Genomic DNA, 20476 nt, shown 5'->3' with positions numbered 1-20476 from the left:
AGGAGAACCTGATGGACAAGCCCAACGACGAGCTGCGCCTGCTCGCGCCCGCAGCCCTCAAGCCCAAGCTCGACCGCATCGCCGCGCTCGCCCAGCAGGCCGGCGCCGACCAGGGCCTCAGGGTCAGCCGCCGCCACGCGCTCGGCCTCGGCGGCCTCGCGCTCCTGATCGCCGGCTGCGGCGGCACGACCGGCAACAGCAGCGGCGGCGCCACCTCGACCGCCGCCGGCTCGGCCTCGAAGCTGGCCGGCAAGCCGCTGGAGTCCAACCTCCTCATCTACAACTTCTCCGAGTACCTCGATCCCAGGACGCGCTCGGGCTTCCACAAGGCGCACCCGGCCACCACGGTCAAGGAGACCTACTACTCGTCCTCCGACGAGATGGAGGCCAAGATCAAGGCGGGCGGCGGCGACTACGACATCATCGTCCCGGGCCAGAACTCGATCGCCCCGCTCGGCGAGGGCGGCTACCTCTACGAGCTGGACCACTCGCTGATCCCGAACATGGCCAACCTCCAGCCGCAGTGGCGGGACCTGGCCTACGACAAGGGCAACCGGTACACGGTCGTCAAGAACTGGGGCTACGTCGGGTTCTACTACCGGAACGACCTGATCGACGCCAGGCCCACGACGTTCATGGAGTTCCTGGAGGGGTTGCCCGCCGCCGCCAGGAAGGGCCGCACGAACATGCTCGAGGGCACCACGACGATCATCGGCGACACGATGATCGCGATGGGGATCGACCCCGACTCGGAGAACCAGGCCGACTACGACAAGGCCGTCAAGTTCCTGACCCCGCTGGCCGCGGCGATCAAGACCCTCGACGCCTCCACCTACCGGCCGGACACGATCAGCGGCAAGATCGTCTACGGCCAGGGCTGGTCGGGCGACATGCTCCAGATCGCGCAGGAGCGCAGGGACGTCACGGTCGTCGCCCCCGAGGGGCCGTGCGAGCGCTTCGCCGACAACTGGGCGATCCCGGCCAAGGCGCCGCACCCGGTCGCCGCGCACGCGTGGATCAACTACCTGCTCGACCCCCAGGTCGGCCTGCAGGAGATGAAGTACTCCAAGTACGGCACGGCCAACGCCAAGACGTGGGCGCTGTCCGGCGCCAAGGAGTTCGCGAGCAACCCGATCGTGAACCTCGAGGCCGACAAGATCGACAAGTACAAGTTCATCATCTCGCCGACGCCCAAGGTCCTCAACCTGCGCCAGCAGGCCTACGAGAAGTTTCGGGCGACGCGATGAGGCGGGGCCGCGCGCGGTCGTTCGCGCCGCGCTACCCGAGCTGGCTCGCCGCACCGCTGCTCGGCTACTACCTGCTGCTGTTCGTCGCCCCGCTGGCGATCCTGGTGGCGTTCGCGCTGGCCAAGCAGGGCGACTCGTTCGCCGGCAGCCAGATCATCTACGGGTTCTACACCGACGCGATCAGCCAGGTCTTCGACAGCCTGTACGTGAACGTGTTCAGGCAGACGTTCCTGATGGCCGCCGGCGGCACGCTGGCGACCGTCGCCGTCGGCTTCCCGCTCGCGTACTGGATGGCGCGCCACGTCAGCCCCAAGCGCAAGGGGTTGGTCCTGTTGTTGGTGATCATCCCGTTCTGGACGTCGTTCCTGATCCGGACGTTCGCCTGGAAGCTGATCCTGGACGGCGACGGCTCGTTCGCGGGCGCGCTGCACCTCAACATCCTCTACACGTGGAAGGCCGTCCTGATCGGCCTCGTCTACGGCTACCTGCCGCTGTTCGTCCTGCCCGCCTACGCGGCGCTGGAGCGCATGGACTGGTCGTTGGTCGACGGCGCGCTGGACCTCGGCGCCACGCCGTGGCAGGCGTTCAAGGACATCACGTTGCCGCTGACGCGGCCGGGCCTGCTGTCCGGGACGTTGTTGGTGTTCATCCCGATGGCGGGCGAGTACGTGATCCCGGAGATGCTGGGCGGCGGGCGCTTCCTGTTCGTCGGCAACGTCATCCAGGGCCAGTTCATCGGGGCCGACAACTGGCCGTTCGGCTCGGCGGTCTCGCTCGGGCTGATGGTGTTGTTGTCGCTGTTCGTGATCCTGTACCTGATCTCCGCGATGCGCGAGGAGCAGTTCGGTGCATAGCGCGCAGACCCGCAGGCGGCTGCTGAGCGGCTGGGGCGTCCTCGTCCTGCTGTTCCTGTACCTGCCGATCGCCGTTGTCATCGTGTACGCCTTCAACTCGAGCCGCGACGTCTCGACCTGGAAGGGCTTCTCGCTGCACTGGTTCAGCGCGGCGTTCAGGTCCGACCGCTACGTGGCGGCGCTCGAGCTGTCGCTGAAGATCGCCGCGCTCAACGCGCTGTTCGCGACGCTGCTCGGGACCGCCGCCGCGCTGGCGCTCGGCCGGTCGCGCTCGAAGTGGAAGGTCCCGTTCAGCGCGCTCGTCTTCCTGACGCTCGTCGTCCCGGAGATCGTGATCGCCGTCGCCTCGCGCGTGTTCTTCGTGCAGGCGCACGACAACGTGGGGCTGTTCCCGGCGCTGGGCTGGAAGACGATCCTGCTGGCGCACGTCGTGTGGTCCAGCGCGGTCGTCGTCCTGATCGTCCGCGCGCGCTTCACCGGCATGGGCAGCGCGCTGGAGGAGGCGAGCTTCGACCTCGGCGCCGGGCCGCTGTCGACGTTCCGCCAGGTGACGCTGCCGCGCCTGGCGCCCGCGATCGTCGCGGGCGCGCTACTGGCGTTCACCATGTCCTTCGACGACTACGTGCTGTCGGTGTTCACCGCCAGCGGGACGAGCGAGACGTGGCCGATGGCGGTGTTCAACGACGTGCGCTTCGGCGTCACGCCGGCGGTCAACGCGATCTCGACGATCATGTTCGCCGTGGTCGCGGCGGGCGTGGCGACGGCCATGTGGATCATGAACCGCCGGGGCGACACGGCCGATGGCCTCGCCTGAGCGGCGCGCGACGATCGCCGACGTCGCGCGCGAGGCGGGGGTCAGCAAGGCCACCGTCTCGCGCGCGCTGAACGCGCCGCAGTCGGTCAGCGCGGGCACCCGCGAGCATGTGCTGGGGGTCGTCGCGCGGCTCGGGTTCGCCCCCAACCTGAACGCGCGCTCGCTGACGACGGGGCGGACGCTGGTGATCGGCGTCGTCGTCTCCGACATCCAGGTGCCGTTCTTCACCGCGCTCGCGCGGGCGGTCCAGGACGCGGCGCGCGCCCACGGGTACCTCACGCTGGTGGGGAACTCCGACGAGCGGGCCGAGACCGAGGACGAGCTGATCCGGGCGTTCGCCTCGCGGATGGTCGACGGGCTGGTCGTGACCCCGGCCGCGGGCGACAACGCGGCGCTGCGCGAGCTGGCGCCGCGGATCCCGGTCGTGACCGTCGACCGCATCGTCGAGGACGTCCCGGCTGCGCGGATCGTCTCCGACAACTACGCGGGCGCGCTGAACGCCACGCGGCATCTTGTCGGACTCGGTCACACGCGGATCGCCTACCTGTCCTCGCCGCTGAACAAGTCCTCCGCCTTGGAGCGCTACCGCGGCTACCGCGCGGGCCTCGACGAGGCCGGGCTGGCCTTCGACGCCGAGCTGCTGCGCGCCGGCGACTACCACGTCGAGGCGGTGACTGCGGCCGCCGCCGAGCTGCTGCGCGAGGCCGCGCCGACCGCCGCGCTGACCTCGGAGGCGAGCGTGAGCGTCGGCGTCCTGCGGGCCGCGGCGGCGCTGGGCCTGGAGGTCCCGCGCGACCTGTCGGTGCTCGGCTTCGACTCGCTTGACTGGGCCGCGCCGGAGCTGAGCGCGGTCCTGCAGGACACCGAGCGGCTGGGCCGCGAGGCGATCGGGCGGCTGCTGCGGCGGCTGCGCTCCGGCGCCGGCGCGCCGCCCGCGAGCGACGTCGTGCGCGTGCCTACCCGGCTGCTCGTGCGGGGCTCGTGCGCCCCGCCGCTCCAGCCAGCGCGCGCCGCCGGGTCGTGACGACCAGCGCTCCGGCCAGCGCGCAGGCGATCCCGAACGAGAACGCCGCGGCGCTGCCGCCCGCGTCGACCAGCGTGCCGCCGAGCGCGACGCCGGCCGCCAGGCCGCCGCCGACGGCCGCGCCGTTCCAGGTGAACGCCTCGGTCAGCGCGCCGGGCGGGGCGAGGCGGCCGACGAGCGCGTAGGTGCAGGAGAGCGTCGGCGCCCAGGCGAGGCCGGAGATCCAGGCGGCAGCGAGCGCCTCGCCGGTGGTCTGCACCGCCAGCAGCGGGAGCATCAGGACGGCCGCGGCGGTGAGCGTCGCGGCGAGGCGGACCTCGACCGGCGTGCGCCACGCGCGCAGGCCGAACAGGAGGCCGCCGCAGAGGCTGCCGACCGCGCCGAGCGCCAGCAGCGCGCCGGTCGCGCCGGGCGCGTGGAGGTCGTGCGCGAGGCCGGGCATCCCGACCTCGAACGTGCCCATCGCCAAGCCCGCGGCGACCCCGGAGCCGAGCAGGACGCGCAGGCCGGGCGCGGCGAGCGGGTGCAGGCGCGGGCCGTCGTGGTGGCGGTCCGGCGCCCACGCGCGGGCCGCTGGCGCGGCGGCGAACCAGGCGGTCCCGAGCAGCGTGACGACGGCCATCCCGGCGACGGCGGCGCTCGGCGACGCGACCGCGACGGCGCCGCCGACGAGCAGGGGGCCGGAGGCCCAGACCAGCTCCTGGACGGTCGCGTCGAGCGAGAACGCGGTCTCGCGGACCGCGGGGTCGGCGACGACCTGCGGCCACAGGACGCGCACGCAGGCGGCGATCGGCGGGACCGTCGCGCCGGTCGCGGCGCCGAGCGCGACGAGCGCCAGCTCGGGCGCATGGGCGTGGGAGGCGGCGAGCAGGGCCAGGAGGAGCGCGGACTCCGCGGCGGCGCACGTCGTCAGCACGCGCGGCTGGCCGTGGCGGTCGACGAGCCGGCCGAGCAGCGGCGCGCCCGCCGCGGAGGCGAGGCCGAAGGCGCCGACGACCGCGCCCGCGGCGCCGAACGACCCGGACGTGTCGTGGACGAGCAGCAGCAGCGCGAGCGTCATCCCGAGCGGCAGCCGGCCGGCCACCGAGCTGACCAGCAGGCGGCGCGCGCCGGGCGCCGCGAGGACCGAGGTGTAGGAGAACTCCGAGATAGCGCTACCACGCTAGTGCCGGACGGCGTGGCGCGATGGACGAAAACGCGCGATCGGCGGCGCCGCTCCGTCGATCGCCGTTCGTGACTGTGTGGTCAACGGCCCTAGGCGGTGGGTCGGTGCTGGCGTAGGGTCGGGGCATGAGCGCTGACACCGTCGTCTTGATCCACGGCCTGTGGATGACACCCCTGAGCTGGGAGCACTGGGTCGAGCGCTACGAGGCGCGCGGGCTCAGGGTGCTCGCGCCGGCGTGGCCCGGCTTCGACCGCCCGGTCGCCGAGCTGCGCGAGGACACGTCGCAGATCGACGAGCTCGGGATCGAGGAGATCCTCGACAACTACACCAAGATCATCGAGGCGCTCGACACGCCGCCGATCATCATGGGGCACTCGTTCGGCGGCGCGTTCACGCAGGTGCTCGTCGACCGCGGGCTGGGCGCCGCGGGCGTCGCGATCGACCCGGCGCCGGTCAAGGGGATCCTGGGGCTGCCGGCCTCGACGCTGAGGGTCTCGTTCCCGATCCTCAGGAACCCCGCCAACCGCCACCGCGCGGTGATGCCGACGGGCGAGGAGTTCCACTACTCCTTCACCAACACGATCGACGACGAGGCCGCGGCGGTCGCGGTCTACGAGCGCTATGCGGTCCCGGGCGCGGGCAAGGTCTTGTTCGAGGGCGCGCTGTCGAACTTCAGTCGCCACGCGCCTCTGACCGTGGACTTCAAGAACGACTCGCGCGCGCCGCTGCTGCTGATCGCGGGCGGGGAGGACCACGTGTCGCCCGCGAAGCTGACCAAGAGCAACTACAAGCACTACAAGAGCGACACGTCGCTCGTCGCCTACAAGGAGTTCCCGGGCCGCTCGCACTGGACGGCCGGGCAGGAGGGCTGGGAGGCGGTCGCCGACTTCGCGCTCGACTGGGCGCAGAACCCGACTGCGCTGGACGCCGACGCCGGCGAGGCGACGGCGACGACGGCCTAGCCCATCGCGGCGGTCGAGGCGCCGACGCCGCCGCCGGTGTTGGCGTCCTCGGCCAGGATCCGCACCGCGTAGACGACGAACAGCAGCAGGCCCGGGTCGATCGCGGCAGCGTCGTCGGTCGCGATCTTCACCGGGCGGCTGCCCCAGCCGCGGCCCTCGATGGTCGCGACCTCGCGCTCGGTGCCGGGCGCGTTGAGCGCGTAGCGCTCCCTGAGCGCCGCCGCCGGCTTGAGCTGCCACTCGCCGTCGCGCCACGCGACGGTCCCGCCGCGCCGGATGGCCCGCGGGTGCAGCTCGCCGACGACCGTGCCCGTCGCGGTGTCGGTGGCGGTGAAGTAGGGACCGAAGAACCCGCGCTTGTCGAAGATGTAGGACTCGCCACCGGTCGATGCCTCGACCTTGCGCGTCAACCACCCACCGACACGCAGGTTCCCGACGCCGGGCAGGGCGTACAGCTTGCGATCCTCACGGGTCCGGATCAGCTCGAGGTCGGGCATGGCGGCGACGGTACCGGTCGTCCGGGGCCCCCGCCAATCGGGAAGTTCCCCTAGGGGATGGGCTAGACGCCGACGGGGCCTTCGCCCCCGCCGGGCGAGCGGTTCATGCCGTCGGTGGTGAGCCTCATCACGAACATCGCGAAGAGCAGCAGGCCCGGGTCGAGCCGCGCGCTGTCGTCGAAGACGACCGGCACGGGCCGCTTGCCCCAGAGGGCGAGCACGAGGCGCGCGAGCTCCTGCTCGTCTCCGGGCCGGGCCAGCGCGTAGTACGCGACCGCGCCCTCGGCTGCGGGCCGCAGGTCCCACGTGGTGGAGCGCCAGACGATCGACCAGCTGCCGTTCTGGTGGCCGACCTCCGTGCCGAAAGCGTCGGTGGCGGTCGGCACGCGCCCCGTCGAACCGCGCGGCGCGAACCTGTACGTCCGGCCACCGGCGGTCGCCTCGACGCTCCTGCTCGGCCACCTCCCGACCCGCAGCTCACCGACGCCGGGCAAGACGTACAACTTCTTGTCTTCAGCGCTTCGGGTCAGCTCCAGCCGCGGCATGGCGGCGCACCGTACCGGTCGGCCGCCATGCTGAGCAAGCTCTACTGCTTGAGGCCTGCGGTGGCGCTGGCCGCCGCGTCACCCAAGGCCTTGAGTCGCGCGGCGAGGTCCCGCGGCGGGCGAAAGCGATAGCGCCGCCCGATGCGCTCCACGTCGAGCAGCTCGCGGTCGGCGAGGTCACGCAGGTCGGTCCGCGCCGTCTCGTGGGTCACGCCGTGGGTCTTGGCGTGCAGCCCATAGGTGTAGACCCGATCGTCATTGCGCAGCGCGCCGCTCAGCAGCGCGACCTGGCGGTGGTTGAAGCCGCCGCCCCCGCGCAGGAGGTCCTCGACCGACCGGACCTCGGCCGACTTGCGCTGGAGGTACTTGTGCATGTCCTCGATCGCCTTCTCGATGACGTCGAGCTGATGCAGCACGAAGTACGTCGCGTCGTTCTCGTCGGTCTCGGTGTAGAGGAACGCGCGGAGGTACTGCCCTTGAGCTTCGCGCAGGATCTTCGAGATCGACAGGTACTCCGCGAGCCAATAGCCGTGCTTGCGCAGGAGCCAGAAGAACAGAACGCGTGCCGTGCGGCCATTGCCGTCCACGAAGGGGTGGTCATAGGCGAGCCAGAGGTGCAGGAGGATCGCACGCACGACGGGGTGGATGAAGGTGTCCTCATCGTCGGTCTCGCCATTGGCGAAGGCGCACATGAGCTGCATCCGCGTGGGCAGCTCGGCGGCTGGTGGGGGATCGTGCAGCACGGTGCCGTCGAGGCGGTCGACGACCGAGACGCGGTCCTCCTCGGGCGTCTGCAGCCGGCCGCTGCCGGTCGGGTCGTCCAGCGTCCCTTCGGTCAGCATCGCCTGCAGCCGGAGCACGTCCGGGGGCGTGAGGCGGTCGCCCATCTCCTCGCGCACGTACCGCATGGCGCGGTAGTTGTTGAGGATCATGAGCTCGCTGCGGTCGACCGGCTCGCGTCCGCTTCGCAGCATGTCCTTGGCTACACGTCGCGACGTGCTCGCTCCCTCGAGCTGGCTGGAGCGGATCGCCTCCTCCATCAGGGAGTTGACGATGTACTTCTGCTGCGCCTGCGCGTCCGTCGTGACGACTTCAGGCATGCGGATCTCGCCGGCTGCGCGCTTGTCGATGACGTGCAGGCGGCGCTGAGCCTCGTCGGGAACGTTGTAGGAGAAGTGACGGCCGTCGGTGCCGACGAGTGGAACCGGCCGGGCGCCGAGTCGAGCCAGCTTGATGCCGGCCCACCACTCTTCGTTCGTGAGGTCCTTGGGTGGATCGAGGTGACGGAGCTTGTCCCAGTGGGGGTATCCGGCTGCCCTGGCGCTGAAGAGGCGCGCCGGCTCCGCCGCTGCTGCCAAGATCGTCTGCCAGGGCGGTGGTGGAGTGACGTGAGGGCTCATCCAAATTCATCCAAGTTGATCCAGGAATTTGGAAGTGTATCCCAATTCTGGGATGAATTTGGATCAACTTGGAACAGCACTGCGGCGTGCGGCCGGGACGACCAGCGGCGTGCCGGTCTCGGGGTCGTCGACGACGATGCAGCGGAGGCCGAAGACGCGTTGCACGAGGGTGGCGTCGACGATGTGCTGGGGGTTGCCTTCGGCGACGATCGCGCCGTCGGCCATCGCGATGAGGTGGGTCGCGTAGCGGCAGGCGTGGTTGAGGTCGTGGAGGACCGCGACGAGCGTGCGGCCCTGGGTCTCGTGCAGCTCGGCGCAGAGGTCGAGGACCTCGATCTGGTGCGTGATGTCGAGGAACGTGGTCGGCTCGTCGAGCAGCAGCAGCGGCGTCTCCTGCGCCAGCGCCATCGCCAGCCACACGCGCTGGCGCTGCCCGCCCGACAGCTCGTCGACGGCACGGTCGGCGAGGTCGGCGACGCGGGTGGACTCCATCGCGGCCTGCACCGCGGCCTCGTCGTCGCGCGACCACTGGCGCAGCAGCCTCTGGTGCGGGTAGCGCCCGCGGGCGACGAGGTCGGCGACCGTGATCGCGTCGGGCGCGATCGAGGACTGCGGCAGCAGCCCGAGCCGCCGCGCGACCTCCTTGGACGGCAGCGACTGGATCGCCTCGCCGTCGAGCACGACGCGTCCCTCGCGCGGCTTGAGCATCCGCGCCAGCGCGCGCAACATGGTGGACTTGCCGCACGCGTTGGGGCCGACGACGACCGTGAACGACCCGTCCGGGATCGTCACATCAAGTCCATCAGCAACGGTGCGGTCGTCGTAGGCGAGGGTCAGCCCCTCGCCGCGCAGACGGGTCATGCGCGTCCCTTCCGCGACTCCACGGTGAGGAGCCACACGAGGTACAGGCCGCCGATCGCGCCGGTCATGACGCCGACGGGCAGCGGGGAGGACGGGAACAGGCGCTGGGCCAGCACGTCGGAGGCCAGCAGCAGGGCCGAGCCGGTCAGCGCGGCGATCACGACGCCGGGGCCGGTCGCGCGCGTCAGGCGGCGGCCGATCTGCGGCGCGGCGAGCGCCACGAACGCGACCGGGCCGGCGGACGCGGTGGCAACGGCGGTCAGCAGCGTCCCGACGAGCAGGCCGCCGATCCGGACGCGCTCGACGCCGACGCCGAGCGCCCGCGCGGTGTCGTCGCCCATCTCCACCAACTTGAGCGGGCGCTGCAGGACCAGCAGTGGCGGCAGCAGGACGGCGAGCGCGACGACCAGCGGCCAGACGTGCTCCCAGCCGCGGCCGTTGAGCGACCCGGTCAGCCAGACCGCGGACTCCTGGACGTCCTCGATCCGCGCGCGGCTGAGCAGGTAGTTGGTCAGCGCGTCGAGCATGGCGGAGATCCCAATGCCGATGAGAACCAGCCGGTAGCCGGACACGCCGCCGCGGCGCCAGGCCAGCAGGTAGACGGCGAACGCGGTCAGCAGCCCGCCGACGACCGACCCGGCGGCGATCGCCGCGGTGCCGCCGCCGATCACCGCGATCTCGAAGACCGCAGCGGCGCTCGACCCGTAGGTGAACCCGATGATGTCGGGCGAGCCGAGCGGGTTGCGCGAGATCGACTGGAACAGCGCGCCCGCCGCGCCGAGCGCGGCGCCGACGAGCAGCGCGGTCAGCGCGCGCGGCAACCGCAGGGTGTTGACGACGAAGCCGGTCGCGCTGTCGCCGTGACCGAGCAGCGTGGCGATCACGTCGCCGGGCGCGATCGGGTAGTCGCCGGTCCCGACGGCGATGACCAGCAGCGCCGCGCAGATCACGGTCATGGCAAGGCCTACGACAAGGGTCCGGGGCGCGGAGCCGGTCCTCCGGAGCCCGAACGTCCGGCGCAGCGGCGCCGCGACGGCGCGCGCGGCGATCACAGCTGGGCGATCCGCTGGCGGCGGATCAACGCGATGAACATGGGACCGCCGAGGAAGGCCGAGACGATCCCGACCTCGATCTCGCCCGGGCGGTCGACGACGCGGCCGATGACGTCGGCGGCGAGCAGGAAGACCGGCGCCAGGACGGCGGAGTAGGGCAGGACCCAGCGCTGGTCCGGGCCGCAGATCGCGCGCGCGACGTGCGGGACCGTGAGGCCGACGAAGACGATCGGCCCGGCCGCGGCGGTCGCCGCGCCGCACAGCAACGTGACCGCGACGGCGCCCGCGGCGCGCGTCCGGCCGACGTGGGCGCCGAGCGCGCGGCCCGCGTCCTCGCCGAGCGCGAGCGCGTTGAGCGGACGGGCGAGCGCGAACGCGAGCAGCAGGCCCGCACCCATGAACGGCGCGATCTCCCAGATCGTCTGGCTGTCGTGGCCGCCGAGCGCGCCGATCAGCCAGAAGCGGTAGCGCTCCAGCGTGTCCTGGTCGGCGACCGTGATGCCGTTGACGATCGCGGTCAGGGCGAAGCTCACGGCGGTCCCGGCGAGCGCGAGCCGGACCGGCGTCGCGCCCGAGCGGCCCTGCGCGCCGACGCCGTAGACGATGACCGACGCCAGCGCCGCGCCGGCGAAGCCGAGCCAGATGTAGGACATGGGGCTGGTCAGCCCGAGCAGCGCGACGCCGAGGACGATCGCGGTCGCCGCGCCCGCGTTGACGCCGAGCAGGCCGGGGTCGGCGAGCGGGTTGCGGGTCAGCGCCTGCATCAGCGCGCCCGCGACGCCGAGCGCGGAGCCGACCAAGAGCCCCAACATGGTCCGGGGGATGCGCAGGTCGCGGATGACGATCGCGTCGTCGGAGCCGTCGGGGTGGAGCAGCAGCTCCCAGACGCGGTGCAGCGCGATCGGCTTGGCGCCGACGCTGATCGACAGCAGCAGCGTGAAGGCGAGCGCCGCGAGCGCGAGGACGAGCCCGAGCGCCCGGCGAGTCGAGACAGCGGTCAAGGACTAGGACTCGTCGGAGTCGACGTCGTCCGGCGTGTCTCGGTGCTTCCAGTAGCCGATCGCCTGCAGTGGGCCGATCGCGAAGCCGCGCTCGCCGCGCAGGTGCTCGCGCAGGCCGCGGACGACCAGCGACTCCCCGGCGCACCAGACCTTCGGCGTGCCGGAAGGCAAGGTGTAGGCCTTGATCGCGTCGAGCAGCGCGGTCGAGCACCCGGCGGGCATGCCGTCGCGGTGGACCCAGACGACGCCGGGCAGGTCCTGCTCCTCGGCGGCGTCCTCGACCTCGACGAACGCGATCGCGGGGTGGCCGGCCGGGAGGCGCTCCAGGGTCGCGGCGATCGCGGGCAGCGCGGTCTCGTCGCCGGCCAGGAGCGTGTAGTCCGCGTCGGCCTCCGGGACGAAGTGGGTGCGCGGGCCGGCGAAGCCGATCGTGTCGCCGGGCGCGGCGTTCAGTGCCCAGCGCGAGGCGGTGCCGTGGTCGCCGTGCAGCACGACGTCGATCGTGACCGCCGGGGTCTCGCGGTCGTAGTGGCGGATCGTGTAGTTGCGGGCGTGCTGCTCGGGCGCGTCGGGCGGGAAGCGCCAGCCGCCGTCGGGGAGCGGGAGGACCGGCGCGTCGTGGCCGTCGGCGGCCCAGATCAGCGTGAGGATCTCGCCCGGCTGGTCGTCGGGGAAGCCCGCGACCGCGTCACCGCCGAGGACGATCCGGGCCATCCGCGGCGTGATCCGCTGGACCGAGACGACCTCCGCGACCCCGGTGTGGAGCGGGAACGGGCGGGCTTGGGCAGCGGCGGTGGTGGGGCTCGACGACGCCATGTGTTAGGCCAACCTAACAAACTCGCCGCGACGAGTTAGGTCACCCTACGGGAGGGTCGCGGTGGCGCGGAGCCGCTCGGCCTGCGTCAGTGGGCGGCGAGCGCGCCGAGCAGGCCCCAGGTGGCGGCCGGGTCGAACTGCGTGCCGGTCCCGGCGACGATCCGCTCGCGGGCCAGGGGCTCGGCGAGCGCGGGGCGGTAGGGGCGGGTCGAGGTCATCGCCTCGTAGGCGTCGCAGACCGCGATGACGCGCGCGCCGAGCGGGATCCTCTCGCCCGCGAGGCCGTCCGGGTAGCCCTTGCCGTCCCAGCGTTCATGGTGGTGTCGCACGGCCAGCGAGGCGGCGCGGAAGCCGGGGATCTGCTCCAGCGCGCGGGCGCCCCAGACCGGATGCTCGCGCATGATCGACCACTCGGCGGCGTCCAATGGTCCGGGCTTGTGGAGGATCTGGTCCGGCACGCCGATCTTGCCGAGGTCGTGCAGGTGGGCGGCGATCCGGAGGTGCTCCAACTCCGCACCGGCGACGCCGACGCGGCGCCCGACCTCCTCGCAGAGCCGCACGACGGTCGAGGAGTGCTGGCCGGTGTAGCCGTCGCGCAGGTCGAGCAGCGCGGCGAGCGACTGCACGGACGCGTCGAGCGTCTTCGCGAGGTCCCGCTCGGCCTCGGCGGCGCGCAGCGCCTCGGCGGCGAGGACGACGAGCCCGTCGACCTCTTCGCGCAGCGCACGGCCGCGGCGCAGCGCGGGCTTGACGATCAGCAGCGTCCCGTAGGCCTCGGCGCTGATCGGGAGCAGGCCGACCAGCACGTCGCCGGCGTGGGTGACGACCGGCTCGCCGGGCGCGAAGTCGTCGAGCGCCGGCGGCTGGACCGCGTCGAGCAGCTCGGCGTCGCCGGCGCAGGCGATCAGCGCGTGGTCGCCGGCACCGCCGTCGCGCGGCGCGCGGGTGATCGCCGCCGCGGCGGCATGGGTGGTCCGGCACGCCTGGTGGGCGACCTGGGCGAGCAGGGGATGATCGGCATGCGTCGTGCGTGGGAGCAGGCGAGCCATGTGACACGGAAGCGTTCCGCGTCACGGCGCGTTCAAACAACGCCGCAGCCTTCGCACCACGTTCCTGCACGAAACCTGCGCAAAGAAGGTGCAATGCGCCTGGACGTTCCTGGACACCCGGACCGCACGGGCGGTGCGCCCTCCGCCAGAATCGCGGGTCACGTGCCCACGCATCTCCCCTTGGACTACGACAAACGGCTCATGCTCTTCGCGGGCCGCAGCTCGACGGCGCTGGCCGGAGCGATCGCCGGCAAGCTCGGCGTCGACCTCGGCCCGGTCGACCAGCAGACCTACGCCAGCGGCGAGATGTACTGCCGCTACGAGGAGTCCGTGCGCGGCGCCGACGTGTTCGTCGTCCAGTCGCTGGCCGCCACGCGCGACGGCGCGCTGAGCCTCAACGACGCGCTGATGGAGCTCGTGCTGATGATCGACGCGGCGGTCGGCGCGTCCGCGCACCGCGCGGTCGCGGTGATCCCGTGGTTCGGCTACTCGCGCCAGGACATGAAGTCGCGCCTGCGCGAGCCGATCAGCGCGCGGGCGGTGGCGAGGATGCTGGAGTCGGTCGGCGTCAACCGCGTCCTGACCGTCGACCTGCACACCGGCCAGGCCCAGGGCTTCTTCCACGTGCCGGTCGACCACATGACCTCGCTGCACATGCTCGCCGACGACCTCCGGGAGCGGCTGCCGAGGAACGCGGTCGTGATCGCGCCCGACGCCGGGCGCGTGAAGCTCGCCAAGAAGTTCTCGACCCATCTCGGGGCCGAGCTGGCGATCCTCGACCCGGAGGCCGAGAACCCGAGGCACCGCGTGATCGGCGACGTCGCCGGCCGGACCGTCGTGATCATGGACGACATCTTGGACACCGGCTCGACGTTGACCAAGGCCGTGCGGGCCCTGCGCGACGCCGAGGCCACCAACATCCACGCGGTCGCGATGCACCCGATCCTCAGCCCCGGCACGGTGGAGCGAGTCAATGACCTTGGGTTGGAGGAGCTGCTGGTGACCGACACCGTCGCGGTGCCGGACGTCGCGCCGGACGCGCTGCGCGTCGTCTCCTGCGCGCCGCTGCTGGCCGACACGATCCACCGGATCTTCACGGACGACTCGGTCGCCGAGGCGTTCGGCGGCGAGAACATCTAGGCGTACACCTAGACAACCTGTCTACCCTTGCGTCCCTCGATGGACGCCTCCGCCGCCCGCATCACCGTCGCCGCCGCGCTGGAGCTGCCCGCGCTGCGGCGTGGGCTGCCGGAGGTCGTGGCCGGGGCGGAGGCCCTGGACCGGCCGATCCGGTGGGTGCATGCCGGCGAGGTGCGCAACATCGCGTCGCTGCTGCGCGGCGGCGAGCTGCTGCTGACGACCGGGATGGCGATCGGGCCGACGGCGTCCGACCAGCGCACGTTCGTCGCCGAGCTGGCCGCGCGCGAGGTCGCCGCGCTGGCGATCGAGCTCGGCAACACGTACAACAACAGGCTGCCGGCGGCGCTCGTCGCGGCGGCCGAGCGCCACGGGCTGCCGCTGATCGAGCTGCACGCGGCGGTCCCGTTCGTCGCGGTCACCGAGGCGATCCACACCGAGATCGTCAACCGCCAGTACGACCTGCTGCGCCGCGCCGAGGGTCTGCAGGAGCGCTTCACGCAGCTGATGCTCCAGGGCGGCGGGATCCCGGGCGTGCTCGCGCTGCTCGCGGAGGCGCTGGCGAACCCCGTGTTCCTGGAGGCCGCCGACGGGCGCCTGCTCTACCACGCGTCGGCGACCGGCGAGGACCCGGTCGGCGCCTGGGCGCAGGCCGCCAAGGGCGGCAGCGCGCTGGCCGTCGCCGCGCCGGTCCCGGGGGCCGGGCAGCTCGTCGCGCTGCCGGTCGACGCGCCGCTGGACGGGGCGTTCGCGCGCCTGGCCGTCGAGCGCGCCGCCGGGATCGTCGCGCTCGCTCTGCTGCGCACCCGCCAGGAGGACGAGCTGCTGGCCCGCGGTCGCGGCGACCTGCTCGCCGACCTCGCCGCCGGCCGCATCGCCCCCGAGCCCGCGGCCGCCCGCGCCGCCGCGATGGGCTTCGCCGGCCGCGCGGCCGACGCGCTGCTGCCGATCGTCGCGCGCGGCTCCGCGGCGATGGCCGGGGGAGGGGCGGCGTGGCTCGCCGCCGTGCGCGACTTCGAGCGCGAGCTGAGCGGCTACGCGCCGTCGCTGGTCGGCGTCGACCCCGGCGACGGTGCGTTGTTGATGGTGTTGGTCCTGCGTGACGGCGAAGGGCGGGAGGCGGCGGCCGAGCGCGTCGCCAGGCATGTGCATGGGGTCGATCCGGGAGCGGTCGTCGCGGTGGCCGGCGCGACCGGCTGGGACGGCGTCGGCCGGGCGCTGCGCGATGCCGCGGAGTCCGCGGCCGCGGCGACCGACACCACGCGGCCGTGGCACGACGCGACGCGGATGGCGCTCGACCGGCTGCTCTGGCGCTGGCGCGACCAGCCGGACCTGACCGCCTACGTCGACCGGATGCTCGGGGCGGTCCTGGCCCACGACGCCAAGCGCAAGCACCAGCTGCTCCCGACGCTGGAGGCGCTGTGCCTGCACGGCGGCCGCAAGGCCGAGACCTCGCGCGCGCTGCACCTCAACCGCCAGGCGCTGTATGACCGCATCACGCGCCTGGAGCAGGTCCTCGACGCCGACCTCTCCGACGCCCGCACGCTGCTGGCCCTGCACGTCGCGCTCGAAGCCCGGCGCCACGGCGCCGGCCACCCCAACTAGACAACCTGTCCAGCGATCCGGGCGAGGTTCGGACGACCCGCCCGTTGTGGCCGCGCCCCCGGACGCGGGAGCCTGCACCGAGATGACCCCGACCGCCGTCCCCACCGACGTCCGGACGCTCGCCAACCACATCGGCGGCACCTGGACCCCGTCCACCACGACGCAGACCCTCGAGGACCGCGACCCCGCGACGGGCGACCTGCTCGCGCTGGTCCCGCTCTCCACCTCCGCCGACGTCGACGCCGCCGTCACCGCGGCCCGCGCCGCAGCGACCGAGTGGCGCAGGGTCTCCCCGATCGTCCGGGCCCGCGCGGTCGCCAGGCTGCGCGACATCCTCGACGAGCACCGTGACGAGATCGCCGAGCTCGTCACCCGCGACATGGGCAAGACGCTGCCCGACGCGACCGCCGAGGTCGCACGCGGGATCGAGTCCTGCGAGGCCGCGGTCGCGATGCCGCACCTGCTCAAGGGCGAGAACCTCGAGGGCGTCGCCACCGGCCTCGACGTCGAGATGGTCCGCCAGCCGGTCGGCGTCGTCGCGGCGATCACCCCCTTCAACTTCCCGGCGATGATCCCGCTGTGGTTCATGCCCTGGGCGCTGGCCGCGGGCAACGCCTTCATCTTGAAGCCGTCCGAGCAGGACCCGCTGCCGGGCGAGCGGATCGTCGAGCTGGCGATCTCGACCGGCGCCTTCCCGGAGGGCCTGATCAACCTCGTCCACGGCGCGCACGACGTCGTCAACGGGCTCCTCGAGCACCCGGGCGTCGATGCGATCTCGTTCGTCGGCAGCGCCAAGACCGCCCGCTACGTCTCGACCCGCGCGGCCGAGCACGGCAAGCGCGTCCAGGCCCTGGGCGGCGCGAAGAACTCGATGGTCGTCATGCCCGACGCCGACCCGGACCTGATGACCGGCGGCGTCATGGGCTCCTCGTTCGGCGCGGCTGGGCAGCGCTGCCTGGCCGGCTCGATCGCCGTGCTCGTCGGCACCCAGGCCGAGCAGGACCGCTCGCGCGAGCTGATCGTGCAGGCGGCGTCCAAGCTCAAGACCGGCGCCGGGATCGACCCGCAGACGGACGTCTGCCCGGTCGTCTCGCCCGCCCAGCGCGAGCGCCTCGTCCGCGACATCGACCAGGCCGAGGCCGACGGCGCGCAGGTCGTGCTCGACGGCCGCGGCGACGCCGGCCCCGGCGGCTGCACGCTCGGCCCGACGATCCTCGACGGCGTCGCCGAGGACCACAAGGTCGCGGTCGACGAGCTGTTCGGCCCGGTGCTGACGTTCGTCCGCGCCGCCGACCTCGACGAGGCGATCGCCAAGGTCAACAGCTCGCGCTACGGCAACGCCTCGGTGATCTTCACCGAGTCCGGTGGCGCGGCGCGGGCCTATCGCTACGGCGTCGAAGCTGGGATGGTCGGCGTCAACGTGGGCGTCGCCGCCCCGATCGCGTGGTTCCCGTTCAGCGGGTGGAAGGACTCGATCGACGGCGACCTCCATGCCAACGGCAACGACGCGGTCGAGTTCTACACGCGCAAGAAGGTGGTCACCTCACGATGGGCGGCATGACGCACGACGAGCTGCAGCAGGCGGCACACGATCACCTGCTGCTGCACTTCAGCAAGCAGGGCATCGACGACCTCCTCGTCCTGGACCGGGGCGAGGGGCCGTACGTGTTCGACACCAAGGGCAACCAGCACATCGACGCGCTGTCGTCGCTGTTCTGCGCCCAGATCGGCTACTCCTACGGCGAGGAGTTCGCCGCCGCCGCGGCGGCGCAGCTGACGACGCTGGCGTTCAACACCAACTGGGGCACGGCGCATCCCGCGTCGATCGAGCTGGCGGCCAAGCTGGCCGCCGTCGCCCCGGGCGACCTCAACCGCGTGTTCTTCACGTCCGGTGGCAGCGAGTCGGTCGAGGCCGCCTGGAAGCTCGTGCGCGAGCACTTCCACGCGATCGGCCAGCCGCAGCGCACGAAGGCGATCGCGCGCGACATCGCCTACCACGGCGTGACGCTGGGAGCGCTGTCGTTCACGGGCGTCGAGCGCTTCAAGGTCCCGTTCGGCAAGCCGGCGATCGACGTCACGCACGTCAGCAACACCAACATGTTCCGCGGCGGCCCCGACGGCGGCCGCGTGACCGACGAGGCCGCGTTCACCGCGCAGCTGCTGGCCGAGATGGAGGCCGCGATCGTGGCCGCCAACCCCGACGAGGTGGCGCTGATCATCGCCGAGCCGATCCAGAACGCGGGCGGCTGCCTGAAGGCGCCGGCCGGCTACTGGAAGGGCCTGCGGGCGTTGGCGGACAGGTACGGGATCCTCCTGATGGCCGACGAGGTCATCGCGGGCTGCGGGCGGATGGGCGAGTGGATCGCCTCCGGCCGCGAGGGGATCACGGTGGACCTGGTCTCGCTCGCGAAGGGCCTGACGTCGGCCTACGCGGCGATGGGCGCGGTCATCGCCACCGACCGCGTGATCGCCCCGATCGCCGAGTCCGGCGCGGTGTTCCGGCACGGCATCACGTTCGGCGGCCACCCGGTCGCCGCGGCGATGGCGCTCAAGAACATGGAGATCTTCGAGCGCGACGGGGTCCTGGAGAACGTCCGCGCGCTCACGCCGTACCTCGGCGAGAAGATGAAGGACCTGCTCGGCGTCCCGATCGTCGGCGACGTGCGCGGCGACGGCTTCTTCTGGGCAATGGAGCTCGTCAAGGACGATGACAACACCCGCTTCGACCAGAGCGAGCGCGACAAGCTGCTGCGCGGCTTCCTGCCCGGGCGGCTGCGCGAGGCGGGCCTGATCGCCCGCGCCGACGACCGCGGCGACTCCGTGCTGCAGATCGCCCCGCCGCTGATCGCCGACAAGGCGCTGCTGGATGAGATCGTCGCCCGCCTGGGCGACGTGCTGACCGACGCCAGCGCCCACATGGGCCTGAGCACGACCGCCGGAGCCACCGCGTGAGCGCGACCGAAGCGACGATCAAGGACTACAAGAACCTGGTCGGCGGCGAGCTCGTCGGCGGCGTCGACGGCGCGACGCGCGAGATCCTGAACCCGGCGACGGGGCAGGTCATCGCGCGCGTGCCCGAGGGCGGGCAGCCCGACGTCGAGCGCGCGGTCGCCGCCGCGCGCGCGGCGCGGATCCCGTGGCGCGACACCACGCCGGGCGAGCGCCAGGAGCGGCTGCTGGCGATGGCCGCGGTCATCGACGCCCACAGCGACGAGCTGGCGGCGCTGGAGTCGCTCAACGTCGGCAAGCCGCAGTCGCTGGCCGCCGAGGAGCTGCCGATCTGCGCCGACGAGCTGCGCTTCTTCGCGGGCGCGGCGCGGACGCTGACCGGCCCGAGCGCGGGCGAGTACTCGCCCGACCACACGTCGTTCGTGCGCCGCGAGCCGCTGGGCATCGTGGGGCAGATCGCGCCGTGGAACTACCCGTTGATGATGGCGATCTGGAAGATCGCGCCGGCGCTGGCCGCGGGCAACGTGGTGGTGTTGAAGCCGTCGGAGCTGACGCCGGTCTCGACGCTGCGCTTCGCCGAGCTGCTGGTCGACGTGCTGCCCAAGGGTGTCCTGAACGTGGTGACCGGCGACGGCCCGGGCGTCGGCGCGCACATCGTCCAGCACCCCGAGATCAGCATGGTGTCCTTGACCGGCAGCGTCGGGACCGGCAAGTGGATCGCCCGCACCGCGGCCGACACGCTCAAGCGCGTGCACCTGGAGCTGGGCGGCAAGGCGCCGGTCGTCGTCTTCGACGACGCCGACCCCAAGGCGGTCGCCGAGGGGCTGCGCGTCGCGTCGTTCCTGAACTCCGGCCAGGACTGCACCGCGGCCACGCGCGTGATCGCCGGGCCCAAGGTGTACGACGCGGTCGTCAGCGAGCTGAGCGCCGCCGCGGCGTCGCTGGTCGTCGGCGACCCCGCCGAGGGCATGCAGGTCGAGATGGGGCCGGTCATCAGCGCGCGCCAGCAGGAGCGGATCCTCGGCTTCCTGGAGCGGGCGAGCGGTTCGGGCGCCGAGGTCGTCACCGGCGGCAGCGCCGGGCGCGAGGCCGGGTTCTTCGTCCAGCCGACGGTCATCGCGGGCGTCGAGCAGACCAGCGAGATCGTCCAGAACGAGGTCTTCGGCCCGGTCGTCACGGTCCAGCGCGCCGACGCCGAGGAGGCGTTCCGCCTCGCCAACGACGTGCCCTACGGCCTGGCCGCGAGCGTGTGGACGCGCGACGTCGGCATCGCGATGGACGCGATCCGCCAGCTCGACTTCGGCTGCGTCTGGGTCAACGACCACCTGCCGTTCCTGTCCGAGATGCCGCACGGCGGCTTCGGGGAGTCCGGCTACGGCAAGGACCTCTCGATCTACGGGCTCGAGGACTACACGCGGATCAAGCACGCGATGATCAAGCTCGGATAGGAGCTTCGGCTTCGCAGCGCCGCACTGGACGTTCGGGGCGGACCGGTCGC

At 72.5% G+C, this 20476-nt stretch carries 19 protein-coding genes; 10 read left to right on the top strand and 9 right to left on the bottom strand.

The genetic code is table 11. From position 1 onward, the window contains the following. Positions 1 to 11 precede the first annotated feature (11 nt). The 4 genes from H030_RS0126905 to H030_RS0126890 are packed head-to-tail and all read left to right on the top strand — an operon-like array spanning position 12 to position 3939. Positions 12 to 1247 (top strand): polyamine ABC transporter substrate-binding protein, encoded by a 1236-nt coding sequence (locus tag H030_RS0126905; protein WP_027008406.1) that lies wholly within the window; start codon positions 12 to 14, stop codon positions 1245 to 1247. Further along, a complete protein-coding gene (locus tag H030_RS0126900) occupies positions 1244 to 2101 on the top strand; it encodes an ABC transporter permease (RefSeq protein WP_081691208.1) in 858 nt (285 codons plus the stop codon). The genes H030_RS0126905 and H030_RS0126900 overlap by 4 nt, the downstream gene beginning before the upstream one ends. Further along, positions 2094 to 2915, top strand: a complete 822-nt coding sequence (locus H030_RS0126895; RefSeq protein ID WP_035130258.1) for an ABC transporter permease — start codon at positions 2094 to 2096, stop codon at positions 2913 to 2915. Before H030_RS0126900 ends, H030_RS0126895 begins: the two co-directional genes overlap by 8 nt. Then, the gene (locus H030_RS0126890) at positions 2902 to 3939 is read left to right on the top strand and encodes a LacI family DNA-binding transcriptional regulator (RefSeq protein ID WP_027008403.1); all 1038 of its coding nucleotides are present in this window, start codon (positions 2902 to 2904) and stop codon (positions 3937 to 3939) included. Before H030_RS0126895 ends, H030_RS0126890 begins: the two co-directional genes overlap by 14 nt. Here H030_RS0126890 and H030_RS35580 read toward each other — a convergent pair. Continuing rightward, a complete protein-coding gene (locus H030_RS35580) occupies positions 3872 to 5023 on the bottom strand; it encodes an MFS transporter (protein WP_051223814.1) in 1152 nt (383 codons plus the stop codon). The two genes, H030_RS0126890 and H030_RS35580, sit on opposite strands and share 68 nt — an antisense overlap. 206 nt (positions 5024 to 5229) lie before the next feature. Here H030_RS35580 and H030_RS0126880 point away from each other — a divergent pair, with 206 nt between their 5' ends. Then, a complete protein-coding gene (locus H030_RS0126880) occupies positions 5230 to 6066 on the top strand; it encodes an alpha/beta hydrolase (RefSeq protein ID WP_027008402.1) in 837 nt (278 codons plus the stop codon). On the opposite strand, the gene H030_RS0126875 is transcribed toward H030_RS0126880, so the two are convergent. The 8 genes from H030_RS0126875 to H030_RS38690 form a co-directional block, all read right to left on the bottom strand. Next, on the bottom strand, positions 6063 to 6563 hold the full coding sequence (locus tag H030_RS0126875) for a hypothetical protein (RefSeq protein WP_027008401.1): 501 nt from the start codon (positions 6561 to 6563) through the stop codon (positions 6063 to 6065). The two genes, H030_RS0126880 and H030_RS0126875, sit on opposite strands and share 4 nt — an antisense overlap. A 62-nt stretch (positions 6564 to 6625) precedes the next feature. Next, positions 6626 to 7108, bottom strand: coding sequence for a hypothetical protein (locus H030_RS0126870; protein ID WP_027008400.1), 483 nt, complete (start codon positions 7106 to 7108; stop codon positions 6626 to 6628). A gap of 41 nt (positions 7109 to 7149) precedes the next feature. Continuing rightward, positions 7150 to 8508 (bottom strand): Fic family protein, encoded by a 1359-nt coding sequence (locus H030_RS35575; RefSeq protein ID WP_081691207.1) that lies wholly within the window; start codon positions 8506 to 8508, stop codon positions 7150 to 7152. A gap of 63 nt (positions 8509 to 8571) precedes the next feature. Then, positions 8572 to 9369 (bottom strand): ABC transporter ATP-binding protein, encoded by a 798-nt coding sequence (locus H030_RS0126860; RefSeq protein WP_027008399.1) that lies wholly within the window; start codon positions 9367 to 9369, stop codon positions 8572 to 8574. After that, positions 9366 to 10325: a FecCD family ABC transporter permease gene (locus H030_RS35570; protein WP_081691220.1), complete on the bottom strand. Its 960-nt coding sequence runs from the start codon at positions 10323 to 10325 to the stop codon at positions 9366 to 9368. The genes H030_RS0126860 and H030_RS35570 overlap by 4 nt, the downstream gene beginning before the upstream one ends. Before the next feature lie 92 nt (positions 10326 to 10417). After that, positions 10418 to 11422 carry a FecCD family ABC transporter permease gene (locus H030_RS0126850; RefSeq protein ID WP_027008398.1) on the bottom strand — a complete coding sequence of 335 codons (1005 nt, stop codon included), beginning with the start codon at positions 11420 to 11422 and terminating at the stop codon, positions 10418 to 10420. Positions 11423 to 11425: 3 nt separating this feature from the next. Continuing rightward, a complete protein-coding gene (locus tag H030_RS0126845; RefSeq protein ID WP_027008397.1) occupies positions 11426 to 12238 on the bottom strand; it encodes a siderophore-interacting protein in 813 nt (270 codons plus the stop codon). A gap of 86 nt (positions 12239 to 12324) precedes the next feature. Next, a complete protein-coding gene (locus H030_RS38690; RefSeq protein ID WP_081691206.1) occupies positions 12325 to 13287 on the bottom strand; it encodes an HD-GYP domain-containing protein in 963 nt (320 codons plus the stop codon). A 180-nt stretch (positions 13288 to 13467) separates the two neighbouring features. Here H030_RS38690 and H030_RS0126835 point away from each other — a divergent pair, with 180 nt between their 5' ends. The 5 genes from H030_RS0126835 (at position 13468) to H030_RS0126815 (ending at position 20426) form a co-directional block, all read left to right on the top strand. Continuing rightward, positions 13468 to 14427, top strand: coding sequence for a ribose-phosphate diphosphokinase (locus H030_RS0126835; RefSeq protein WP_027008396.1), 960 nt, complete (start codon positions 13468 to 13470; stop codon positions 14425 to 14427). Between the two features lie 39 nt (positions 14428 to 14466). Further along, entirely contained in the window at positions 14467 to 16029 is a 1563-nt protein-coding gene (locus H030_RS0126830) for a PucR family transcriptional regulator (protein WP_035130254.1), read from the top strand. An 82-nt stretch (positions 16030 to 16111) separates the two neighbouring features. Continuing rightward, a complete protein-coding gene (mmsA, locus tag H030_RS0126825; protein WP_027008394.1) occupies positions 16112 to 17590 on the top strand; it encodes a CoA-acylating methylmalonate-semialdehyde dehydrogenase in 1479 nt (492 codons plus the stop codon). Then, positions 17587 to 18981, top strand: a complete 1395-nt coding sequence (locus tag H030_RS35560; protein WP_081691219.1) for an aminotransferase class III-fold pyridoxal phosphate-dependent enzyme — start codon at positions 17587 to 17589, stop codon at positions 18979 to 18981. Before mmsA ends, H030_RS35560 begins: the two co-directional genes overlap by 4 nt. Then, on the top strand, positions 18978 to 20426 hold the full coding sequence (locus H030_RS0126815; RefSeq protein ID WP_081691205.1) for a gamma-aminobutyraldehyde dehydrogenase: 1449 nt from the start codon (positions 18978 to 18980) through the stop codon (positions 20424 to 20426). The genes H030_RS35560 and H030_RS0126815 overlap by 4 nt, the downstream gene beginning before the upstream one ends. Positions 20427 to 20476 lie beyond the last annotated feature (50 nt).

The organism is Conexibacter woesei Iso977N, from assembly GCF_000424625.1.
Classification (GTDB): domain Bacteria; phylum Actinomycetota; class Thermoleophilia; order Solirubrobacterales; family Solirubrobacteraceae; genus Baekduia; species Baekduia woesei_A.
The sequence above is the reverse complement of the archived record's forward strand: the minus strand, read 5'-3'. Positions and strand labels throughout refer to the sequence as shown.